15 protein-coding genes, 1 tRNA gene and 1 pseudogene are annotated in these 18104 nt (G+C 64.7%); 10 read left to right on the top strand and 7 right to left on the bottom strand.

Translation table 11 applies throughout. The features are described 5' to 3' along the window. Positions 1-111: 111 nt before the first annotated feature. The 3 genes from AB4Y35_RS18720 to AB4Y35_RS18710 form a co-directional block, all read right to left on the bottom strand. Complete coding sequence (locus AB4Y35_RS18720; protein WP_368705375.1) at positions 112-1431, bottom strand: HlyC/CorC family transporter; 1320 nt, start codon at positions 1429-1431, stop codon at positions 112-114. Positions 1432-1628: 197 nt separating this feature from the next. Continuing rightward, a tRNA-Pro gene (locus AB4Y35_RS18715) sits at positions 1629-1705 on the bottom strand. Positions 1706-1742: 37 nt separating this feature from the next. Beyond that, complete coding sequence (locus AB4Y35_RS18710; protein ID WP_368687512.1) at positions 1743-2735, bottom strand: polyprenyl synthetase family protein; 993 nt, start codon at positions 2733-2735, stop codon at positions 1743-1745. A 293-nt stretch (positions 2736-3028) separates the two neighbouring features. Between AB4Y35_RS18710 and rplU the strand changes: the two genes are divergently transcribed. From rplU to proB, 4 genes are all read left to right on the top strand, one after another. Beyond that, positions 3029-3340, top strand: coding sequence for a 50S ribosomal protein L21 (rplU, locus tag AB4Y35_RS18705; RefSeq protein WP_007180329.1), 312 nt, complete (start codon positions 3029-3031; stop codon positions 3338-3340). A gap of 26 nt (positions 3341-3366) precedes the next feature. Next, positions 3367-3630, top strand: a complete 264-nt coding sequence (rpmA, locus tag AB4Y35_RS18700; protein WP_028207811.1) for a 50S ribosomal protein L27 — start codon at positions 3367-3369, stop codon at positions 3628-3630. Between the two features lie 183 nt (positions 3631-3813). Then, positions 3814-4917: an Obg family GTPase CgtA gene (cgtA, locus tag AB4Y35_RS18695; protein ID WP_368705374.1), complete on the top strand. Its 1104-nt coding sequence runs from the start codon at positions 3814-3816 to the stop codon at positions 4915-4917. An 85-nt stretch (positions 4918-5002) separates the two neighbouring features. Then, positions 5003-6121: a glutamate 5-kinase gene (proB, locus tag AB4Y35_RS18690; protein WP_042270350.1), complete on the top strand. Its 1119-nt coding sequence runs from the start codon at positions 5003-5005 to the stop codon at positions 6119-6121. Between the two features lie 91 nt (positions 6122-6212). Here proB and AB4Y35_RS18685 read toward each other — a convergent pair whose 3' ends face one another. Together AB4Y35_RS18685 and AB4Y35_RS18680 are read right to left on the bottom strand one after the other, a co-directional pair. Beyond that, positions 6213-6782 carry a CNP1-like family protein gene (locus AB4Y35_RS18685; RefSeq protein WP_342924462.1) on the bottom strand — a complete coding sequence of 190 codons (570 nt, stop codon included), beginning with the start codon at positions 6780-6782 and terminating at the stop codon, positions 6213-6215. Between the two features lie 260 nt (positions 6783-7042). Continuing rightward, positions 7043-7591, bottom strand: a pseudogene (locus AB4Y35_RS18680) (RNA pyrophosphohydrolase); the annotation flags it as partial. Between the two features lie 265 nt (positions 7592-7856). Between AB4Y35_RS18680 and AB4Y35_RS18675 the strand changes: the two are divergent. Further along, the gene (locus AB4Y35_RS18675) at positions 7857-9593 is read left to right on the top strand and encodes a proline--tRNA ligase (RefSeq protein WP_368687515.1); all 1737 of its coding nucleotides are present in this window, start codon (positions 7857-7859) and stop codon (positions 9591-9593) included. A gap of 35 nt (positions 9594-9628) precedes the next feature. Next, positions 9629-10228, top strand: coding sequence for a MarC family protein (locus AB4Y35_RS18670; RefSeq protein WP_342924464.1), 600 nt, complete (start codon positions 9629-9631; stop codon positions 10226-10228). A gap of 86 nt (positions 10229-10314) precedes the next feature. Here AB4Y35_RS18670 and AB4Y35_RS18665 read toward each other — a convergent pair whose 3' ends face one another. Together AB4Y35_RS18665 and ffh are read right to left on the bottom strand one after the other, a co-directional pair. After that, entirely contained in the window at positions 10315-10866 is a 552-nt protein-coding gene (locus tag AB4Y35_RS18665) for a hypoxanthine-guanine phosphoribosyltransferase (protein ID WP_028207817.1), read from the bottom strand. A 147-nt stretch (positions 10867-11013) separates the two neighbouring features. Beyond that, on the bottom strand, positions 11014-12381 hold the full coding sequence (gene ffh, locus AB4Y35_RS18660; RefSeq protein WP_069268510.1) for a signal recognition particle protein: 1368 nt from the start codon (positions 12379-12381) through the stop codon (positions 11014-11016). A 105-nt stretch (positions 12382-12486) separates the two neighbouring features. On the opposite strand from ffh, the gene AB4Y35_RS18655 reads away from it, so the two are divergent. From AB4Y35_RS18655 to AB4Y35_RS18640, 4 genes are all read left to right on the top strand, one after another. Next, entirely contained in the window at positions 12487-13416 is a 930-nt protein-coding gene (locus tag AB4Y35_RS18655) for a cytochrome c biogenesis protein CcsA (protein WP_342924467.1), read from the top strand. A gap of 22 nt (positions 13417-13438) precedes the next feature. After that, complete coding sequence (locus AB4Y35_RS18650) at positions 13439-13765, top strand: PP0621 family protein (RefSeq protein ID WP_368705373.1); 327 nt, start codon at positions 13439-13441, stop codon at positions 13763-13765. After that, entirely contained in the window at positions 13762-14391 is a 630-nt protein-coding gene (gene ampD / locus AB4Y35_RS18645) for a 1,6-anhydro-N-acetylmuramyl-L-alanine amidase AmpD (RefSeq protein WP_368705372.1), read from the top strand. The genes AB4Y35_RS18650 and ampD overlap by 4 nt, the downstream gene beginning before the upstream one ends. A 559-nt stretch (positions 14392-14950) precedes the next feature. Next, complete coding sequence (locus tag AB4Y35_RS18640; protein ID WP_368705371.1) at positions 14951-17941, top strand: ribonucleoside-diphosphate reductase subunit alpha; 2991 nt, start codon at positions 14951-14953, stop codon at positions 17939-17941. Positions 17942-18104: the final 163 nt, after the last annotated feature.

The following is an 18104-nucleotide window of genomic DNA, read 5'->3' as shown; positions in this document are numbered from 1 at the left end:
GCGCGCTCGATAAGGAGTAGAAAGCATCGGCTTGCCGGCGCGAAGCCGCCTCGAACAGATGACGCCTTCATCATGGCGTGCGGCGCACCGCGCCGCCACCTGGCCGAACGGCTAACGTCCCGGCAGCAGCTTCTTCGCTTTTTGCAGCGTGCCCTGGCGAGGCTTGGCGCCGGGCTTGAAGAGCTTGACCGTGCGTACGGCCTGGTCGTCGCTGCGCAGCACTTCGAGCTTCACGTCGCCGATCTGCAGGCACACGTCGCCTTCGGGAATCTCTTCGAGCACTTCGAGGATCAGGCCGTTGAGCGTCTTGGGCCCATCCGTGGGCAGCTTGATATGCAGCCAGCGATTGAGTTCGCGCAGAGGCATGCTGCCCGGCACGATACATTCGCCTTCGTCGTTCCACCCGCCGCGTCCGGTACCGCTGCGCGGCATCGACGTGGTGAATTCACCGATCAGCTCCTCGATGATGTCTTCGGGCGTCACGAGACCTTCCATCTCGCCGTATTCGTTCACGACGAGCGCGATGCGGTGGCGGCTCTCCTGGAAGTACTGAAGCTGCTGCAACCCGGGCGTGCCCGTGGGCACGAAGTACGGCTCGGCGAGCAGTTCGCGCAGGGTCTCGCGCTCGAATTCCTGGTTGTGCAGCGCGGCCAGCGTCTTGCGCACATGCAGCACGCCGAGCACGCGGTCGATGTCGCCTTGATAGACGATCAGCTTGTTGTGATAGCAGGTCTCGAGCTGATGGAGGATGTCTTCGAGCGGGGCGTCGTAATCGAGCGCCTCGATGCGCCGGCGCGGAATCATCACGTCGTCGACGGTGATGTTTTCCAGATCGAACAGGTTGAGCAGGATGCTGCGGTGCTTGGTCGGCATGAAGCTGCCCGACTCGAGCACGATGGTGCGCAACTCCTCGGTGGAGAGCCGCTGGTCATGCGCCTTGTGCGTATTGATGTGCAGGATGCGCAGGATGGTGTTCGCAAACATGTTGACGAACCAGATGAGTGGCTTCGTCACACGCATGAGCGGCGCGATCAGCAGGCTCGCGGGCAGCGCGATTTTTTCCGGAAACGTTGCGCCCACAATCTTCGGCGTGATTTCCGCGAACACGATGATGAGGAACGCGACGATGCCCGTCGCGATCGAGAGCACGAGGTTATTGCGGCCGAAGGTATGGAGCGCGATCGAGGTCGTGAGGACCGGGATGATGGTGTTGAAGAGATTGTTGCCGATCAGGATCACCGAAAGCAGCAGGTCGGTGCGCGCGAGCAGCTTCTGGGTGGTCTTCGCGCCGAGCGTGCCGTGATTGGCGAGGTATTTGAGCCGATGGCGATTGAGCGCCATCATCGCCGTTTCGGAGATGGAGAAGAAGCTGGAGCAGATGAGCAGGACGAAGACGGCGCAAATCTGCGCCCATAAGGGAAGGTGGTCCACGCGTCGAGACAATGAGGGGGGCGGATGGGGAAACTATAACAGAGGGGTACCGCAGTTCCAGGGCGGTTGGCCGAATGGACGAGGCCGCTGCCGGCAGCGCGAGGCGGGTGCGCCGCGAGTTGTCCGGACAAGATGCAGTGCAGGAGATACAGACGAAAAAAAACCGCGCAATGCATGCGCGGTTTTTTCTCGAATTCTGGTCGGGGTGAGAGGATTCGAACCTCCGGCCTCTACGTCCCGAACGTAGCGCTCTACCAGGCTAAGCTACACCCCGAATTGACTGCTGGACTCCACAACTTGCTTCGTCTGTTTCAAGACTGGCGCGTCGTCGAGTAAGAACATAATTCTAGCAGGCTATCTTTGTAAATGGAAGGGGGGAACGCTGAAATCGCATCGGCGGCGGCCCGGGCCTCGGTGCGCGCGCATTGCAGCGTGTGCTCGAGCGCGCCCGAGCGCGTGATCGCCGCGAAGATTTCATCGAAACGCGTCGTGCCGCCTTGCTCGATCGCTTCGCGCGCAAGCGCGGCTTCCGCCGCCGTGCCGTGCTCGATCAGCCAGATGAGCGGCAGCGTGGGCTTGCCTTCGCGCAGGTCGTCGCCCGCGTTCTTGCCCATCGATTCAGGCGTGCCCGTGTAGTCGAGCCAGTCGTCCATGATCTGGAATGCCGTGCCGATGCGCCGCCCGTACTCGGCTGCGGCTTCCTCGGTGCGCGCATCCGCCCCCGAAAGCACCGCGCCGAGCTGCGCCGCGGCTTCGAAAAGCTTGGCGGTCTTGTAGCGGATCACCTGCATGTAGCGGTCGGTGTCCACGTCGGCGTCGTGCATGTTCAGCAGCTGCAGGACTTCACCCTCGGAGATGATCGTCGTGGCGGCGGACAGGATTTCCATCACGCGCATCTTGCCGACGCCCACCATCATCTCGAACGAGCGTGAGTACAGGTAATCGCCCACCAGCACGCTGGCGGCGTTGCCGAACAGCGCGTTGGCCGTCTGGCGGCCGCGCCGCAGGTCCGATTCGTCGACGACGTCGTCGTGCAGGAGCGTGGCCGTGTGAATGAACTCGACGACCGCCGCGAGCACATGGCGCTCCGTGCCGTGGTCGCCGAGCGCGCCGGCCACCATCAGCAGGAGCGCCGGACGCAGCCGCTTGCCGCCCGCGCCGATGATGTACTCGGAGATCTGGTTGATCAGCATCACCTCGGACGCCAGGCTCTGCCGGATGACACGATTCACCTGCTCCATGTCACTGGCGATGGGGGCAAGCAGGGTGGCTGCGCTGGGGGATGGGGTGGCGGTGGACGACATGATGGCAAATAGGGGTAGTGCCGCGGATTATAAGGCGAATCGACAGCATGCCGGACGCTCCGCTACCGTCCTGCCGATGGCTCCCTCTATTTTCTCGCGGCCCGGACGGCCGCATGGATGCTGGCGCTATGCTGTGCGGATAGCCCTGGAGGCCGTCTGGCGGGCCCAGGATCCCTCGCGCGCACTCGCGCAACGGACTTGCACAGCTTTTGACCGCGAAGCTAACTCTATGTATAATCTAAGGTTTCGGGCGCGCAGTGTGCCTGAAAAGATTACTCAGAGTGAGGTTCTCAATGTACGCGGTCATAAAAACCGGCGGCAAGCAGTACAAAGTTGCCGTTGGCGAAAAACTTAAAGTAGAACAGATACCGGCTGACATTGACGCAGAAATCACGCTCGACCAGGTTCTCGCAGTGGGCGAAGGCGAATCGATTAAGTTCGGTACGCCGCTGGTCAGTGGGGCTTCCGTCAAGGCCACCGTTGTGTCGCAAGGCCGACACGCCAAAGTGACCATCTTCAAGATGCGTCGCCGGAAGCACTACCAGAAGCATGGCGGCCACCGCCAGAACTACACCGAACTGCGCATCGACGCGATCAACGCGTAAGCGCACGCAGGTAAAGGAGCAAACAAATGGCACACAAAAAGGCAGGCGGGTCGTCACGTAACGGCCGCGACTCAGAGTCGAAACGACTTGGCGTGAAGGTGTACGGCGGCCAGGCGATCCTCGCAGGCGGCATCATCGTTCGCCAGCGCGGCACGCGCATGCACCCGGGCCTGAACGTCGGTATCGGCAAGGACCACACGCTCTACGCGCTGGTCGACGGCCACGTCGCGTTCACGATCAAGGGCGCAGCCAACAAGCAACTGGTCAACGTCGTCCCGGCAGCGGCCTAAGCTTTAGACCGCTCGCGAGCGGGCTGCACGCGACGCAAGGAAGGCCCCGCGAAGTTTGCGGGGCCTTTTTATTTATCCGCAGTCTTTCGGGGTCGTAACGGGCTTCCGTTGACTTGCGGTGCGTTGTTGGCCAGTTTCGGCCATGGCGGGCAAAATATCGATATCCACGGGACGGAGTAACTCATGAAGTTCATTGACGAAGCGAAGATCGAAGTCATCGCCGGCGATGGGGGCGATGGCAGCGCGTCGATGCGACGCGAGAAGTTCGTCCCGTTCGGCGGGCCGGACGGCGGTGACGGCGGGCGCGGCGGCAGCGTCTACGCCGTCGGCGACCGCAACATCAACACCCTCATCGACTACCGCTACACGAAGAAGCACCAGGCGCGCAACGGCGAAAACGGCCGCGGCTCCGACTGCTATGGCAAGGGCGGCGACGACATCACGCTGCGTATGCCGGTGGGCACGGTCATCACCGACCAGGACACGGGCGAGCTGATCGCCGACCTGACCGAGCACGAGCAGCAGGTGATGGTCGCGAAGGGCGGCGCGGGTGGCCTCGGCAACCTGCATTTCAAGTCGTCCACGAACCGCGCGCCGCGTCAGAAGACCGACGGCAAGCCCGGCGAGCGCCGCATGCTCAAGCTGGAACTGAAGGTGCTGGCCGACGTCGGCCTGCTCGGCATGCCGAACGCGGGCAAGTCCACGTTCATCGCCTCGGTGTCGAACGCGAAGCCCAAGATCGCCGACTACCCGTTCACGACGCTCGCGCCGAATCTGGGCGTGGTGCGCGTGGGGCCGAGCAAGAGCTTCGTGATCGCCGATATTCCGGGCCTGATCGAAGGCGCCGCCGAAGGCGCGGGCCTCGGTCACCAGTTCCTGCGCCATCTGCAGCGCACGAACCTGCTGCTGCATCTGGTCGACCTCGCGCCGTTCGACGAAAGCGTCGATCCGGTTGTCGAGGCGAAGGCGATCGTCGGCGAGCTGCGCAAGTACGACGAGACGCTCTATGACAAGCCGCGCTGGCTCGTGCTGAACAAGCTCGACATGGTGCCGGAGGATGAGCGCGCCGCGCGCATTGCGGACTTCGTGAAGCGCTTCGAGTGGGACGGTCCCGTGTTCGAGATTTCCGCGCTCACGGGGCAGGGCTGCGAAAACCTGTGTTACGCGGTGTACGACTACGTCTCCGCGCACTCGGACGCGCGCCGTGCTGCCGAAGCCGAAGACCTCGCCTCCGACGTGCGCTTCCGCGAGGGCAAAGGTGGGAACGCGGAGCAGCCGCAGGAGTAATTCGCTGCACCGGCCGGCGCGCGAGCCGCGCACGCCGCGCCGGGGAAACTTCACGCGTCATCAGTCATTTGGGAGACCGCGCAGCATGCGTTCCGTCATCGCCGATTCGCGGCGTCTGGTAGTGAAAGTCGGTTCGAGCCTCGTCACCAACGACGGCCGCGGGCTCGATCATGCGGCAATCGGCCGCTGGGCCGCGCAGATTGCGGCGCTGCGTGCGCAAGGCAAGGAAGTCGTGCTCGTGAGTTCGGGCGCGATCGCCGAAGGCATGCAACGGCTCGGCTGGACGAAGCGGCCGCGCGAGATCGACGAGCTTCAGGCTGCCGCCGCAGTCGGGCAGATGGGGCTTGCCCAGGTCTATGAGAGCCGCTTTGCCGAGCACGACATCCGCACTGCGCAGATCCTGCTCACGCATGCCGACCTGGCTGACCGCGAACGCTATCTCAATGCGCGCTCCACCTTGCTCACGCTGCTGCGCCTCGGCGTCGTGCCGATCATCAACGAGAACGACACCGTGGTCACCGACGAAATCAAGTTCGGCGACAACGACACGCTCGGCGCGCTCGTTGCGAACCTGATCGAAGGCGACGCGCTCATCATCCTCACCGACCAGAGCGGCCTGTATACGGCCGACCCGCGCAAGGACCCGAGCGCGACGCTCGTGCAGGAAGCCGACGCAGGCAAGCCGGAGCTCGAGGCAATGGCGGGCGGCGCGGGGTCGAGCATCGGCCGCGGCGGCATGCTCACCAAGATCCTCGCGGCCAAGCGTGCCGCACATAGCGGCGCGAACACGGTGATCGCGAGCGGGCGCGAAGCGCAAGTGCTCGTGCGTCTGGCCGCGGGCGAGGCGATCGGCACGCAACTCATCGCACGTACGGCGCGCATGGCGGCGCGCAAGCAGTGGATGGCCGACCACCTGCAGGTGCGCGGCCACGTCGTGATCGACGACGGCGCGGTGCAGAAGCTCACGGCAGACGGCAAGAGCCTGCTGCCCATCGGCGTGACCGGTGTGCAGGGTGCGTTCGCGCGCGGCGAGGTGATCGCTTGCCTGAACGGCGCGGGCGTGGAAGTGGCGCGCGGGCTCACCAACTACAGCAGCGCGGAAACGAAGCTGATCCAGCGTCATCCGAGCGGCGAGATCGAGGGCATCCTCGGCTATATGCTCGAGCCGGAGCTGATTCACCGCGACAATCTCGTGCTGGTTTGACGGCCGTTCCTGGCCAGCCGCGCATCGCCAGAAGTTAAAAAGCCGCTGTGGCCAAAGGCCGCAGCGGCTTTTTCATGCCCATCAAAGGCAGTTAACGCACCAGCGTCGACTGCGTGCGGCCGTAGCGCAGGTTTTCGATCAGGGTCGACGCCTTCGCGATCGGCATCTTGTTGGCGCAGAAGTAGTCCTGATAGAGCCTCGACTGGTACGCGTTGAGCGTGCCGTTCTCGATGCGCGACCAGTTGTTCGCGACGGTCTGGTCCCAGCCGTTGTGATCGGCGTCGAGGCTCGCGTAGAGGCGCCACTCGTAGGTGTCGCAGCGAATCCCTTCGTAGTTCACGTTACGCGCGCCGCTCGGGCTCGTGATGACGATCGTGTAGCGCACGACGCCATCCGTGCCGACCGTGAGCGATGCGGGGTCGATGGCGAACTTGAGCGGCGAGTTGTTCGAGACGTCGAACGGCAGCAGCGTCGCGCCGGCCTGCGGCAGCGGCGGCAGGCCTTCGAGCTTGTTTTCCTGCCATTCGCCCTTGCGGTCCAGAAGGTAGACGAACGCGCTGTCGTCCTTGTTCGTGGGACCGGAACTGGAGCACGCGGCCAGTCCTGACACAAGCAGCACACCGCCTGCGGCGCATGCCGCAGCAAGAGCAAATCGTTTCAAATTGGTTTTCCTCGAAGCACGGGCGCGCGTTACGAACGAACGGCGCCGCGAATGCGAACCGGCGGGACCCGGCGCGTGATGCGCCGGGCCCCGCCGGTTCGGGCGTTCTTTGCGTTGGCTCAAGCCCCTTGATCCTGCTCGTCCTGCGCAGGCTCGATGATACTCTGCGCCGACGCGCAATCGCTTTCGATCGGCGTACGCGGCGTACGTTCGGCTACGCCTTCCGGTGCAACCTCATACGGCTCGGCGTGCACCGCGTCTGCGTGCGCCGACGTCACGATGCGCGGGTAGCGCACCTCGTGAGCCTGCACGCCCAGACGCTCCTGACGCGGCGCGGGCCGGCGCAGGAAGCGCGAAAGCTCGGTCAGCGCGAGCTGATAGACGTCGCGCTTGAACTCGATGACCGCCTCGAGCGGCACCCAGTATTCATTCCAGCGCCACGCATCGAACTCGGGATGCTCCGTTGCCCGCAGGCAGATATCGCAGTCGCGCCCGACCATACGCAGCAGAAACCAGATCTGTTTCTGGCCGCGATAATGGCCGCGCACTTCGCGCTTGATGAACTTGTCCGGCACCTCATAACGCAACCAGTCGCGTGTGCGACCGACGATCTTGACGTGCTCCGGATGCAAACCGGTTTCTTCGTGCAACTCCCGAAACATTGCCTGCATGGGGGTTTCACCATACTTGATGCCCCCTTGCGGAAACTGCCAGGAATGTTCGCGAACCCGCTTGCCCCAAAACACCTCGTTTCGCGCGTTCAAGAGGATGATGCCGACGTTCGGGCGAAACCCCTCACGATCCAGCATACAACCACCTTCGAATCCTTTAAAATTGCTTTGATTATAAACAGATAACGGCCCTCACGCACCCGCCCTCCGTGACCCGGCGTCCGGAAAGTTGAGCGAATGGCCGAGACCGCGCAAAACGGTCTCGGGGCGCAATCGGCTTCGAATCTGGCCGGCGTCATCAGCACGGCGCCCGGCGCGTTGTCATAATGGTGGGTTCGTGAACTCCTCCGTTGGTCACTTCTTCGGGCGGTCTGCACCGGGCCGCCGCTTTTGGATAATTTGAATGAAAGCCTCCCGTTTCTTTATCGGCACCCTGAAGGAAGCGCCCGCTGACGCGGAAATCGTCAGCCACAAGCTGATGGTTCGCGCGGGCATGATCCGTCGCATCGCTGGCGGCATTTACAACTATCTGCCGATCGGTCTGCGTTCGATCCGCAAGGTCGAGCAGATCGTGCGCGAGGAAATGAACCGCGCCGGCGCCATCGAGCTGCTCATGCCGGCCGTGCAGCCGGCCGAGTTGTGGCAGGAATCGGGTCGCTGGGAACAATACGGGCCGGAACTGCTGCGCTTCAAGGATCGCAAGCAGAGCGACTTCGTGATGGGCCCGACGCACGAAGAGGTCGTCACCGACATCGCGCGCGGCCAGATCAAGAGCTATCGCCAGCTGCCGGTGAACTTCTATCAGGTGCAGACGAAGTTCCGCGACGAAATCCGTCCCCGTTTCGGCGTGATGCGCGGGCGCGAATTCATCATGAAGGACGCGTACTCGTTCGATAAGGACGTCGAAGGTCTCAAGCTCTCGTACCAGAAGATGTACGACGCTTACGTGCGCATCTTCACGCGACTGGGCCTGCAGTTCCGCGCGGTCGCGGCCGACAACGGCTCGATCGGCGGCAGCGGCTCGCACGAATTCCACGTGATCGCGGAAACGGGCGAGGACGACATCGCCTACTGCCCGAGCTCGGACTTCGCGGCCAACGTCGAAGCCGCCGAAGCGCTGCCGCTCATCGCGCAGCGCGGCGCGCCCACGCAGGCGCTGACGAAAACGCCCACGCCGGGCGCGGCCAAGTGCGAAGCCGTCGCCGAGCTGCTCGGCATCCCGCTCGAAAGCACCATCAAGTCGATCATCCTCGCGACGGACAACGAAGGCGCCGAGCCCACGATCTGGCTGCTGATGCTGCGCGGCGACCACGACCTGAACGAGATCAAGGTCGGCAAGCTCGAAGGCCTGAGCGGCTTCCGCTTCGCGACCGAAGCGGAAATCGTCGAGTGGTTCGGCACGCCGCCGGGCTACCTCGGACCGCTTAACACGAAGAAGCCGGTCAAGGTGATCGCCGATCGTACGGTCGCGAACATGAGCGATTTCGTGGTCGGCACGAACGAAGTCGACTTCCACACCACGGGCGTGAACTGGGGCCGCGACCTGCCGGAGCCGGTCGTCGCCGACATCCGCAACGTGAAGAAGGGCGATCCCTCGCCCGACGGCAAGGGTGTGATCGACATCTGCCGCGGCATCGAAGTGGGCCACGTGTTCCAGCTCGGCACGAAGTACTCGGAAGCGATGAACGCCACGTTCCTCGCCGAGAACGGCAAGCCGGCGCCGATGCAGATGGGCTGCTACGGCATTGGCGTCACGCGTATCCTCGGTGCAGCCATCGAGCAGAACTTCGACGAGAAGGGCATCATCTGGCCTGAGTCGATTGCGCCGTTCCAGGTCGTCGTGTGCCCGATGGGTATGGACCGCAGCGAGCTCGTGCGCGAGCACGCCGAGCGCGTCTACAACGAACTGCTCGAAGCAGGCGTGGACGTGATTCTCGACGACCGCGGCGAGCGTCCGGGCGTGATGTTCGCCGACTGGGAGCTGATCGGCGTGCCGCATCGTCTCGTGATCGGCGAGCGCGGCCTGAAGGACGGCAAGATCGAGTACCAGGGCCGCCGCGATACCGAAGCGACGCTGCTGGCGGCCGATGAGGCCGCGCAGACGGTGGCACAGAAGATCCGCGCGGCACTCGCGGTTTAACGACGGTCCATCCCGGTTAAAGGAGCGCTGCGAGCGTGGAGTACAGTTTTCTGTCCGCTACGGTCCTGCTGCTCCTCATCACCGACCCGCTCGGGAATATTCCGCTCTTCATCAGCTGCCTGCGCGGCGTTGCCAAGCAGCGCCGCGCGGTCGTGATCCTGCGCGAGGTCGCGATCGCGTTCGTGATCCTGCTGATCTTCATGGTCGCCGGCAACAGCTTCCTGCGCATGATGGGGCTCACCGATACCTCGCTGCGCATCGGCGGCGGCATCGTGCTGTTCCTGATCGCGCTGCGCATGATCTTTCCGCATCCGGGCGGCCCGTTCGGCAGTGGCGACAAGGGCGGCGAGCCGCTCATCGTGCCGCTCGCCATTCCCGCGCTGGCGGGGCCTTCGGCGCTCGCCACGGTCATGCTGCTCACCTCGCAGGCGCCCGGCAAACTCTATGAATGGGTGGCCGCGCTCGTCGTGACGATGGTGATCTGCGCGGTCGTGCTGGTGATGGCGGAGCGCATCCAGCAGTGGCTCGGCGAGCGCGTGGTGACGGCCTTCGAGCGGCTGATGGGCCTCGTGCTCGTGGCGATATCGGTGGAGATGATCCTCGCGGGGATCGCGACCTTCGTGCATCACCTCTGACGCCGCGTGCAGCGCGCGTCGCAGGCAATAAAAAAGCAGCCCGCGGGCTGCTTTTTTCATGACGCTCCGATTGCCTCAGAAGCGCTTCAGGCGCCTTCGGTCAGCGCACGGATGGTCGGCAGATTGCGCCAGTAACCCTTGGCGTCCATGCCGCAGCCGAACACGTAGCGGTCCGGCACCGAAAAGCCGCAGTAGTCGGGATGCAGCGGCTTGGCCTTCGTGAGCGTCTTCTCGCACAGCACGGCCGAGAGGAAACGCTTCGCGCCCATGTCCATGATGCGGTCGCGAATCGCGGCCATCGTCTCGCCTTCGTCGAGGATGTCGTCGAGCACGAGCACCACCCGGTCCTTCACCGACTCGCGCGGCGCCACGCGCCACTGCATCTCGGCGCTGCCCTTGATCGCGTTGCGGTAGCGCGTGAGGTGGATGTAGTCGAACTCGAGCGGGAAGTCGAGGTGCGGCAGCAGCATGCCGGTGAACACGGCGGCGCCGCCCATCACCGACAGCACGAGCGGGAAGTCCTCGCTGATCTCGGCGCGGATGGCTTCGGCCATCCGGCCGATCGACGCATTGACGTCGCCCTCCGAAACGATCTCTTCGGAGTGGCGGAAAATGTGCAGGGCTTCTTCGCGATTCATGACTCTGGCGGGAAGGTAGCTGTAGCTACTGAAGTGTGGAAAATAACGGCGGCGCGCGCTACAGCATAAACCCGCGCATTTGGTCCGTCGCGCGCCGCGTCGAGTGGGGCCGCCGTGCGCGCGATGTGCGCCGCGCGGCCCGCGGGATCAGCGCATGCCGGGCATCATGCCCTTCATGCCGCGCATCATCTTCTGCAGATTGCCGCCCTTGAGCTTCTTCATCATGGTGCGCATCTGCTCGTACTGGTTGAGCATGCGGTTGACTTCCTGAACCTGCACGCCCGCGCCCGCCGCGATGCGGCGCTTGCGCGTGGCCTTGATGAGCTCGGGCTTGGCGCGCTCGGCGGGCGTCATCGAGTTGATGATGCCTTCCATGCGGCGCATCTGCTTCTCGGCCTGGCCCATGTTGGCGCCCGAGGCGGCCTGCTGGAACTGCGCGGGCAGCTTGTCCATGAGCGACGACAGGCCACCCATGCTCTTCATCTGCGAAAGTTGCGCGCGGAAGTCATTGAGGTCGAAGTCGCCGCCTTTCTTGACCTTGTCGGCGAGCTTTTGCGCGGCCTGCACGTCCACGCCGCGCTGCGCTTCCTCGACGAGCGCGAGAATGTCGCCCATGCCGAGAATACGGTTCGCCATGCGGTCCGGGTGGAACACCTCGAGGCCGTCGAGCTTTTCCGCGACGCCGACGAACTTGATCGGCTTGCCCGTGATGTGGCGCACGGAGAGCGCCGCGCCGCCGCGCGAGTCGCCGTCGAGCTTGGTGAGCACGACGCCGGTGAGCGGCAGGGCGTCGTTGAACGCCTTCGCGGTGTTGACCGCGTCCTGGCCGAGCATGGCGTCCACCACGAAGAGCGTTTCAGCGGGCTTGAGCGAGGCGTGCAGCGCGGTGATCTCGTTCATCATCGCCTCGTCGATACCGAGGCGGCCGGCCGTGTCGACGAGCAGCACGTCGTGATAGTGGCGCTTGGCCCAGTCGACCGCCGCGGCGGCGATCTCGACGGGCTTCTGGTCCGGCTGCGAGGGGAAGAAGTCGGCGCCGACCTGTTCCGTCACCGTCTTCAACTGCGCGATAGCGGCAGGGCGGTAGACGTCGCACGAAACGGTGAGGACCTTCTTCTTGTACTTCTCGCGCAGGAGCTTGGCGAGCTTGCCGGTGGTGGTGGTCTTACCGGCGCCCTGCAGACCCGCCATGAGGATGACGGCAGGCGGCGTGACGGCGAGATCGAGTTCGGCAGCACGGCCTTCGTAGTCGCCGCCGATCACGGCGGTCAGCTCGCGCTGCACCACGCCGACGAGCGCCTGGCCCGGCGAGAGGCTGGAGATCACTTCCTCGCCGAGCGCCTTCTCCTTCACCTTGGCGATGAATTCGCGCACGACGGGCAGCGCCACGTCCGCTTCGAGCAGGGCGAGACGCACCTCGCGCAGCATTTCCTGCGTATTGGCTTCGGTCAGCCGGGCTTCGCCGCGCAGCGTCTTGACGACGCGCGCCATCCGTTGAGTGAGATTGTCGAGCATGGGGAGGCGGTGAGCAGTGCGGCCCGGCCCGCGCGCGCAAAACGGGAACGCGCCGCGTTTCGTCGCGATCCCGCGCGGCCAGGGGGCCTATAGTAAACTTCGAACATGGATATTGTACTGTATGCCCTCACCGTGCTCCTGTACGGCGGATTGTGCGCCGCCGACTGGCGTGCGCTGCGCCGCGCGGGCACCGCGCCGCTGCTCGGCAGCGTGCCGCCCGTTCCGGTGACGCTCGGCGCGGGCGGCGACGCCCTGCGCGCGCGGACCTTCGGCCCGCTTTCGCGTGCGCTGCTCTTCGTCGCGCTCGCCGCGCACGGCGTGCTCCTGCACATGACGATCTTCCCCGCCAACGAAATGGTGTTCGGCTTCGCCTTCGCGTTGTCGGCCATGTTCTGGCTCGGCGCCGGCATCTACTGGATCGAGAGCTTTTTCTTTGCGCTCGACGGCCTGCGCCTGCTGCTGCTGCCGTTGGCGGCCGTCGCGTCGATCCTGCCGTTCGTGTTCGGCGGCGTGCGCGTGCTGCCCTATGCGGCCGCGCCGATGTTCAAGCTGCACTTCGTCATCGCGAACATTGCCTACGGGCTCTTTGCGATCGCCGCGTTGCATGCAGTGCTGATGCTCGCCGTCGAGCGCCGGCTGCATGCCCTGAAGGGCGCGGGCTTCCAGCGCAACGCGAGCAATCGCGGCGGCGGCTGGCTCTCGAACTGGATCGAGACGCTGCCGCCGCTCCTCACCATGGAAAAGCTGCTGTTCCGCCTGATCGGCGCGGGCTTCGTGCTCCTCACGGCCACGCTCGTCTCGGGCATCGTGTTCAGCGAGCAGTTGATCGACCGGCCGCTTTCGCTCGATCACAAGACCGTCTTCGCGATTCTTTCGTGGCTGATGTTCGGCGCGCTGCTCACCGCGCGCAAGATTTCCGGCTGGCGCGGCCGCGCTGCGCTGCGCTGGGTGATCGCATCGTTCATCGCCTTGCTGCTCGCTTATGTGGGCAGCCGTTTCGTCTTCGAGGTGCTGCTGCACCGCCCCGTGGTTTGAGTCGTATGAGTCGCGTGTTCCGATGAGACAGATTCTTCTCCTCGTCCTGCTGTTCGTGGTCGGACAGTGGTTCGTCAAGGCGCTGCGCCGGGCGCAGACGCAAACGCGTGCCGGTGCCCAACCGGGGCAGGGCGCGCAGCCGGGGCAGGGCGCCGCGCGCAGCGCCAATGGCGGCGCGAGCGCGAGCGGCAAACCTGCGCTGCCCGAGCCGATGGTGCGCTGCGCCGAGTGCGGTGTGCATGCGCCGCGCAGCGAATCGGTGAATGTCGGCACGCGCTCGTTCTGCAGTTCCGAGCACGCGCGCGCGTACGACGCGCGCACCACGGCCCAGGATCGCCCCGCACGATGAGCGCTGCTGCATCGCCAGGATCGCGCGCGTACGAAGTCGATGCGCAGGGCTGGGTGTCCGGCGCGCGCCGCCTGCCTTCGCCCAACTTCGAGGCCCGTCCGCAAGGCGCCGTGCCGACGCTCATCGTCGTCCACAACATCAGCCTGCCGCCCAACGTCTTCGGCGGCCCCGAGATCGCCGATCTCTTTCTCAACCGCCTCGACTGCGACGCGCATCCGTACTTCGATGCCAACCTGCGCGGCGTGCGCGTCTCGGCGCACTTCGTCATTCATCGCGATGGCGCGCTCGAGCAGTTCGTCTCGTGCGACGAGCGCGCGTGGCACGCGGGCGCGTCGAGCTTCTTCGGGCGCGAGCGCTGCAACGATTTCGCCATCGGCATCGAGCTGGAAGGCAGCGACACGACGGCCTTCGAGGCGCCGCAATACGCCACGCTCGCCGCGCTCGTGAAGGCGCTCGTCGCGCACTATCCGATCGAGGCGCTGGCGGGCCATTCGGACATCGCGCCTGGGCGCAAGACCGACCCCGGCCCGCACTTCGACTGGGCGCGCCTCAAACACGATACGCAGCTCGCCGACGCCAGCTTCCCCTATATCCAGGGGCACGGCGCGCAGAACGCGGCGTCGTGACACGTTCGAACGCCCGCTGAACCCTCTCCGGCTGCACAAGAAATAAGCACCGCTCGCGCGCAAACGCAGGGTCTTCGCGCGCGCCTCGCAGACCACTTGCAGGGGCATTCGCCGCCAGGCCCCGCGCTGCTTGGCTTGTGGCCTTGTCAAGATAGGACCAGCAAAAAAAGCCATTTGATCGTACTGTTTCTTCCACTATACTTGGTACCCGAAACAAGGCTTCACACCATATGTTGTGTTGTACCGCGGCGCCCCGCTTCACTCGCAAGGCGCCGCGCGCGTTACCAGCATAGAAAAAACAGAAACTTTGTACGGTGCCGTCGGCCGAGAGAACCGGCGCACCGGCTGTAATCGAGAGAGAAGGTACAGCCAATGATCGCGACATCCACGATGAAGACCGAAGCAGTCCGTGATTCATCTGCCTTGTCGCATCCGGCAGCCTCGCCAGGCTGGACTTTTTTCTCTGCCCGATCGAGCGTGCACACGGGGGCACGACGTCGGCGTCCGTCTTAATCCGCGAACTCTCTTCGCACCTTTCCAGGACCCAGGAGCTTTGCACATGCAAACGACCGATAACGTCTCGACCCGGTATGAAGGCGCGCCCGCCGCGCACACGCTGGGTGGCCAACCGCAAGACGGCCAGACGAGCGCGCAGCAGTTCGCCGACCACAAGGTGATTCGCCGCAACGGTAGCGTGGTGTCGTTCGAACCTTCGAAAGTCGCGATCGCGATGACGAAGGCCTTCCTCGCCGTGAACGGCGGCCAGGGCGCGGCTTCGGCGCGCGTTCGCGAGCTCGTCGAGCAGCTCACGCAGAACGTCGTGCGCGCACTCGTGCGCAGCCGCCCGAACGGCGGCACGTTCCATATCGAAGACATCCAGGATCAGGTCGAACTCGCGCTGATGCGCGGCGGCGAGCACAACGTCGCGCGCGCCTACGTGCTGTATCGCGAGAAGCGCAACCAGGAACGCGCCAACGCGCCGGAAACGGCCGCGCCCGCAGCGCCCGGTATCAACGTCACGGACAACGGCGTGACGCGCCCGCTCGACATGCAGGCGCTGCGCGCGCTGATCGACTCGTCGTGCGACGGTCTCGGCGACGCGGTCAACGCCGACCCGATCGTCGCGGAAACGGTGAAGAATCTGTACGACGGCGTGCCGATGAGCCAGGTCTACGACTCGGCCATCCTCGCTGCGCGCACGATGATCGAAAAGGACCCGGCGTATAGCCAGGTGACCTCGCGCATCCTGCTGCACACGATCCGTCGCGAAATTCTCGAAGAGGAAGTGACGCAAGCCGAAATGGCCGTGCGCTACGCCGACTACTTCCCGCAGTTCATCAAGCGCGGCGTGGAAGCGGGCCTGCTCGACGACAAGCTGCAGCAGTTCGACCTCAAGCGTCTGGGCAACGCGCTCGACGCGGGCCGCGACCTGCAGTTCGGCTACCTCGGCCTGCAGACGCTCTATGACCGCTACTTCCTGCACGTCGGCGGCACGCGCATCGAAATGCCCCAGGCATTCTTCATGCGCGTCGCGATGGGCCTCTCGCTCAACGAGATCGACCGCGAAGCGCGCGCGATCGAGTTCTACAACGTGCTCTCGTCGTTCGACTTCATGTCGTCCACGCCCACGCTGTTCAACTCGGGCACGCACCGCTCGCAGCTCTCGTCGTGCTACCTCACGACGGTGGCCGACGACCTCGACGGCATCTACGAGGCGCTCAAGGACAACGCGCTGCTCTCGAAGTTCGCCGGCGGTCTGGGCAACGACTGGACGCGCGTGCGCGCGCTCGGCTCGCACATCAAGGGCACCAACGGCAAGTCGCAAGGCGTCGTGCCGTTCCTGAAGGTCGTGAACGACACGGCGGTCGCCGTGAACCAGGGCGGCAAGCGCAAGGGCGCGGTGTGCGCGTACCTGGAATCGTGGCACCTCGACATCGAAGAATTCCTCGAGCTGCGCAAGAACACGGGCGACGACCGTCGCCGCACCCACGACATGAACACGGCGAACTGGATTCCCGACCTGTTCATGAAGCGCGTGATGGAAGGCGGCGACTGGACGCTCTTCTCGCCCTCGACCTGCCCGGATCTGCACGACAAGTTCGGCGCCGAGTTCGAACAGGCTTACACGGCTTACGAAGAGAAGGTCGCGCGCGGCGAGATCAAGCTGTTCAAGAAGCTGCCGGCCGCGCAGCTGTGGCGCAAGATGCTCGGCATGCTGTTCGAAACGGGTCACCCGTGGATCACGTTCAAGGATCCGTGCAACATCCGTTCGCCGCAGCAGCACGTGGGCGTCGTCCACTCGTCGAACCTGTGCACGGAAATCACGCTGAACACCAGCGACAGCGAAATCGCCGTGTGTAACCTGGGCTCGGTGAACCTGGTCGCGCACATGGTGGAGCAGGCCGACGGCACGTACGCGCTCGACCACGACAAGCTCAAGCGCACCATCAGCGTGGCGATGCGCATGCTCGACAACGTCATCGACATCAACTACTACGCGGTGTCGAAGGCGCGCAACTCGAACCTGAAGCACCGTCCGGTGGGCATGGGCATCATGGGCTTCCAGGACTGCCTGCACGTTCTGCGCACGCCGTTTGCTTCGCAGGAAGCCGTGGAGTTCGCCGACCGCTCGATGGAAGCCGTCTGCTACTACGCGTACTGGGCGTCGACGGAGCTGGCAGCCGAGCGCGGCCGCTACTCGACCTACCGCGGCTCGCTGTGGGATCGCGGCATCCTCCCGCAGGACACGCTCAAGCTGCTCGCCGAAGCACGCGGCGGCTACGTCGAAGTCGACTCGAGCGAGTCGATGGACTGGACGTCGCTGCGCGAGCGCATCGCGACGCACGGCATGCGCAATTCGAACTGCATCGCGATCGCCCCGACCGCGACCATCTCGAACATCATCGGCGTGTCGCCTTGCATCGAGCCGACGTTCCAGAACCTCTACGTGAAGTCGAACCTCTCGGGCGAATTCACGGTGGTGAACGACTACCTGGTGCGCGACCTGAAGGCGCGCGGGCTGTGGGACGAAGTCATGGTCGCCGACCTGAAGTACTTCGACGGCATGCTCTCGCGCATCGACCGCGTGCCGGCCGATCTACGCGCTGTGTATGCAACGGCGTTCGAAGTCGACCCGACGTGGCTCGTCGAAGCCGCATCGCGTCGCCAGAAGTGGATCGACCAGGCGCAGTCGCTGAACATCTTCATGGCCGGCGCATCGGGCAAGAAGCTCGACGAGATCTACAAGCTCGCATGGGTGCGCGGTCTGAAGACCACGTACTACCTGCGCACGATGGGGGCGACGCACGTCGAGAAGTCGACGGTTGCGCACGGCGCGCTCAACGCCGTGCCGACGGGCGGCGAAGGCGGCGGCAATGCAGGCGGCGCGTTCGGCGGTGCAACGGGCGGCGCATTCGGCGGTGCAGCAGGCTCGACCACGATGCAGGCCGCACCGGAAGCCGCGGTTGAAGCGGCGCCGGAAGCAGACGGTCCGGTGTGCATGATGCGTCCGGGCGACCCCGGCTTCGAAGAGTGCGAGGCTTGCCAGTAAAGCTGGCTGCGCATGATGCGTGCGGTGCAACGCCGCTCGCATCATGCGAGGACCGCAGCATCCGTAGTAAACAGTAGTCGAAGCAGTCGTAGCGAGATGTAACAACGAACGAGGCGCGCGCAATGCGCGCCGACTCTCCCGGCAACTCGCACCACGCGCGTTG

It is taken from the genome of Paraburkholderia sp. EG286A (genome assembly GCF_040965375.1).
Lineage (GTDB): Bacteria > Pseudomonadota > Gammaproteobacteria > Burkholderiales > Burkholderiaceae > Paraburkholderia.
This window is presented reverse-complemented; position numbering and strand designations above follow the sequence as displayed.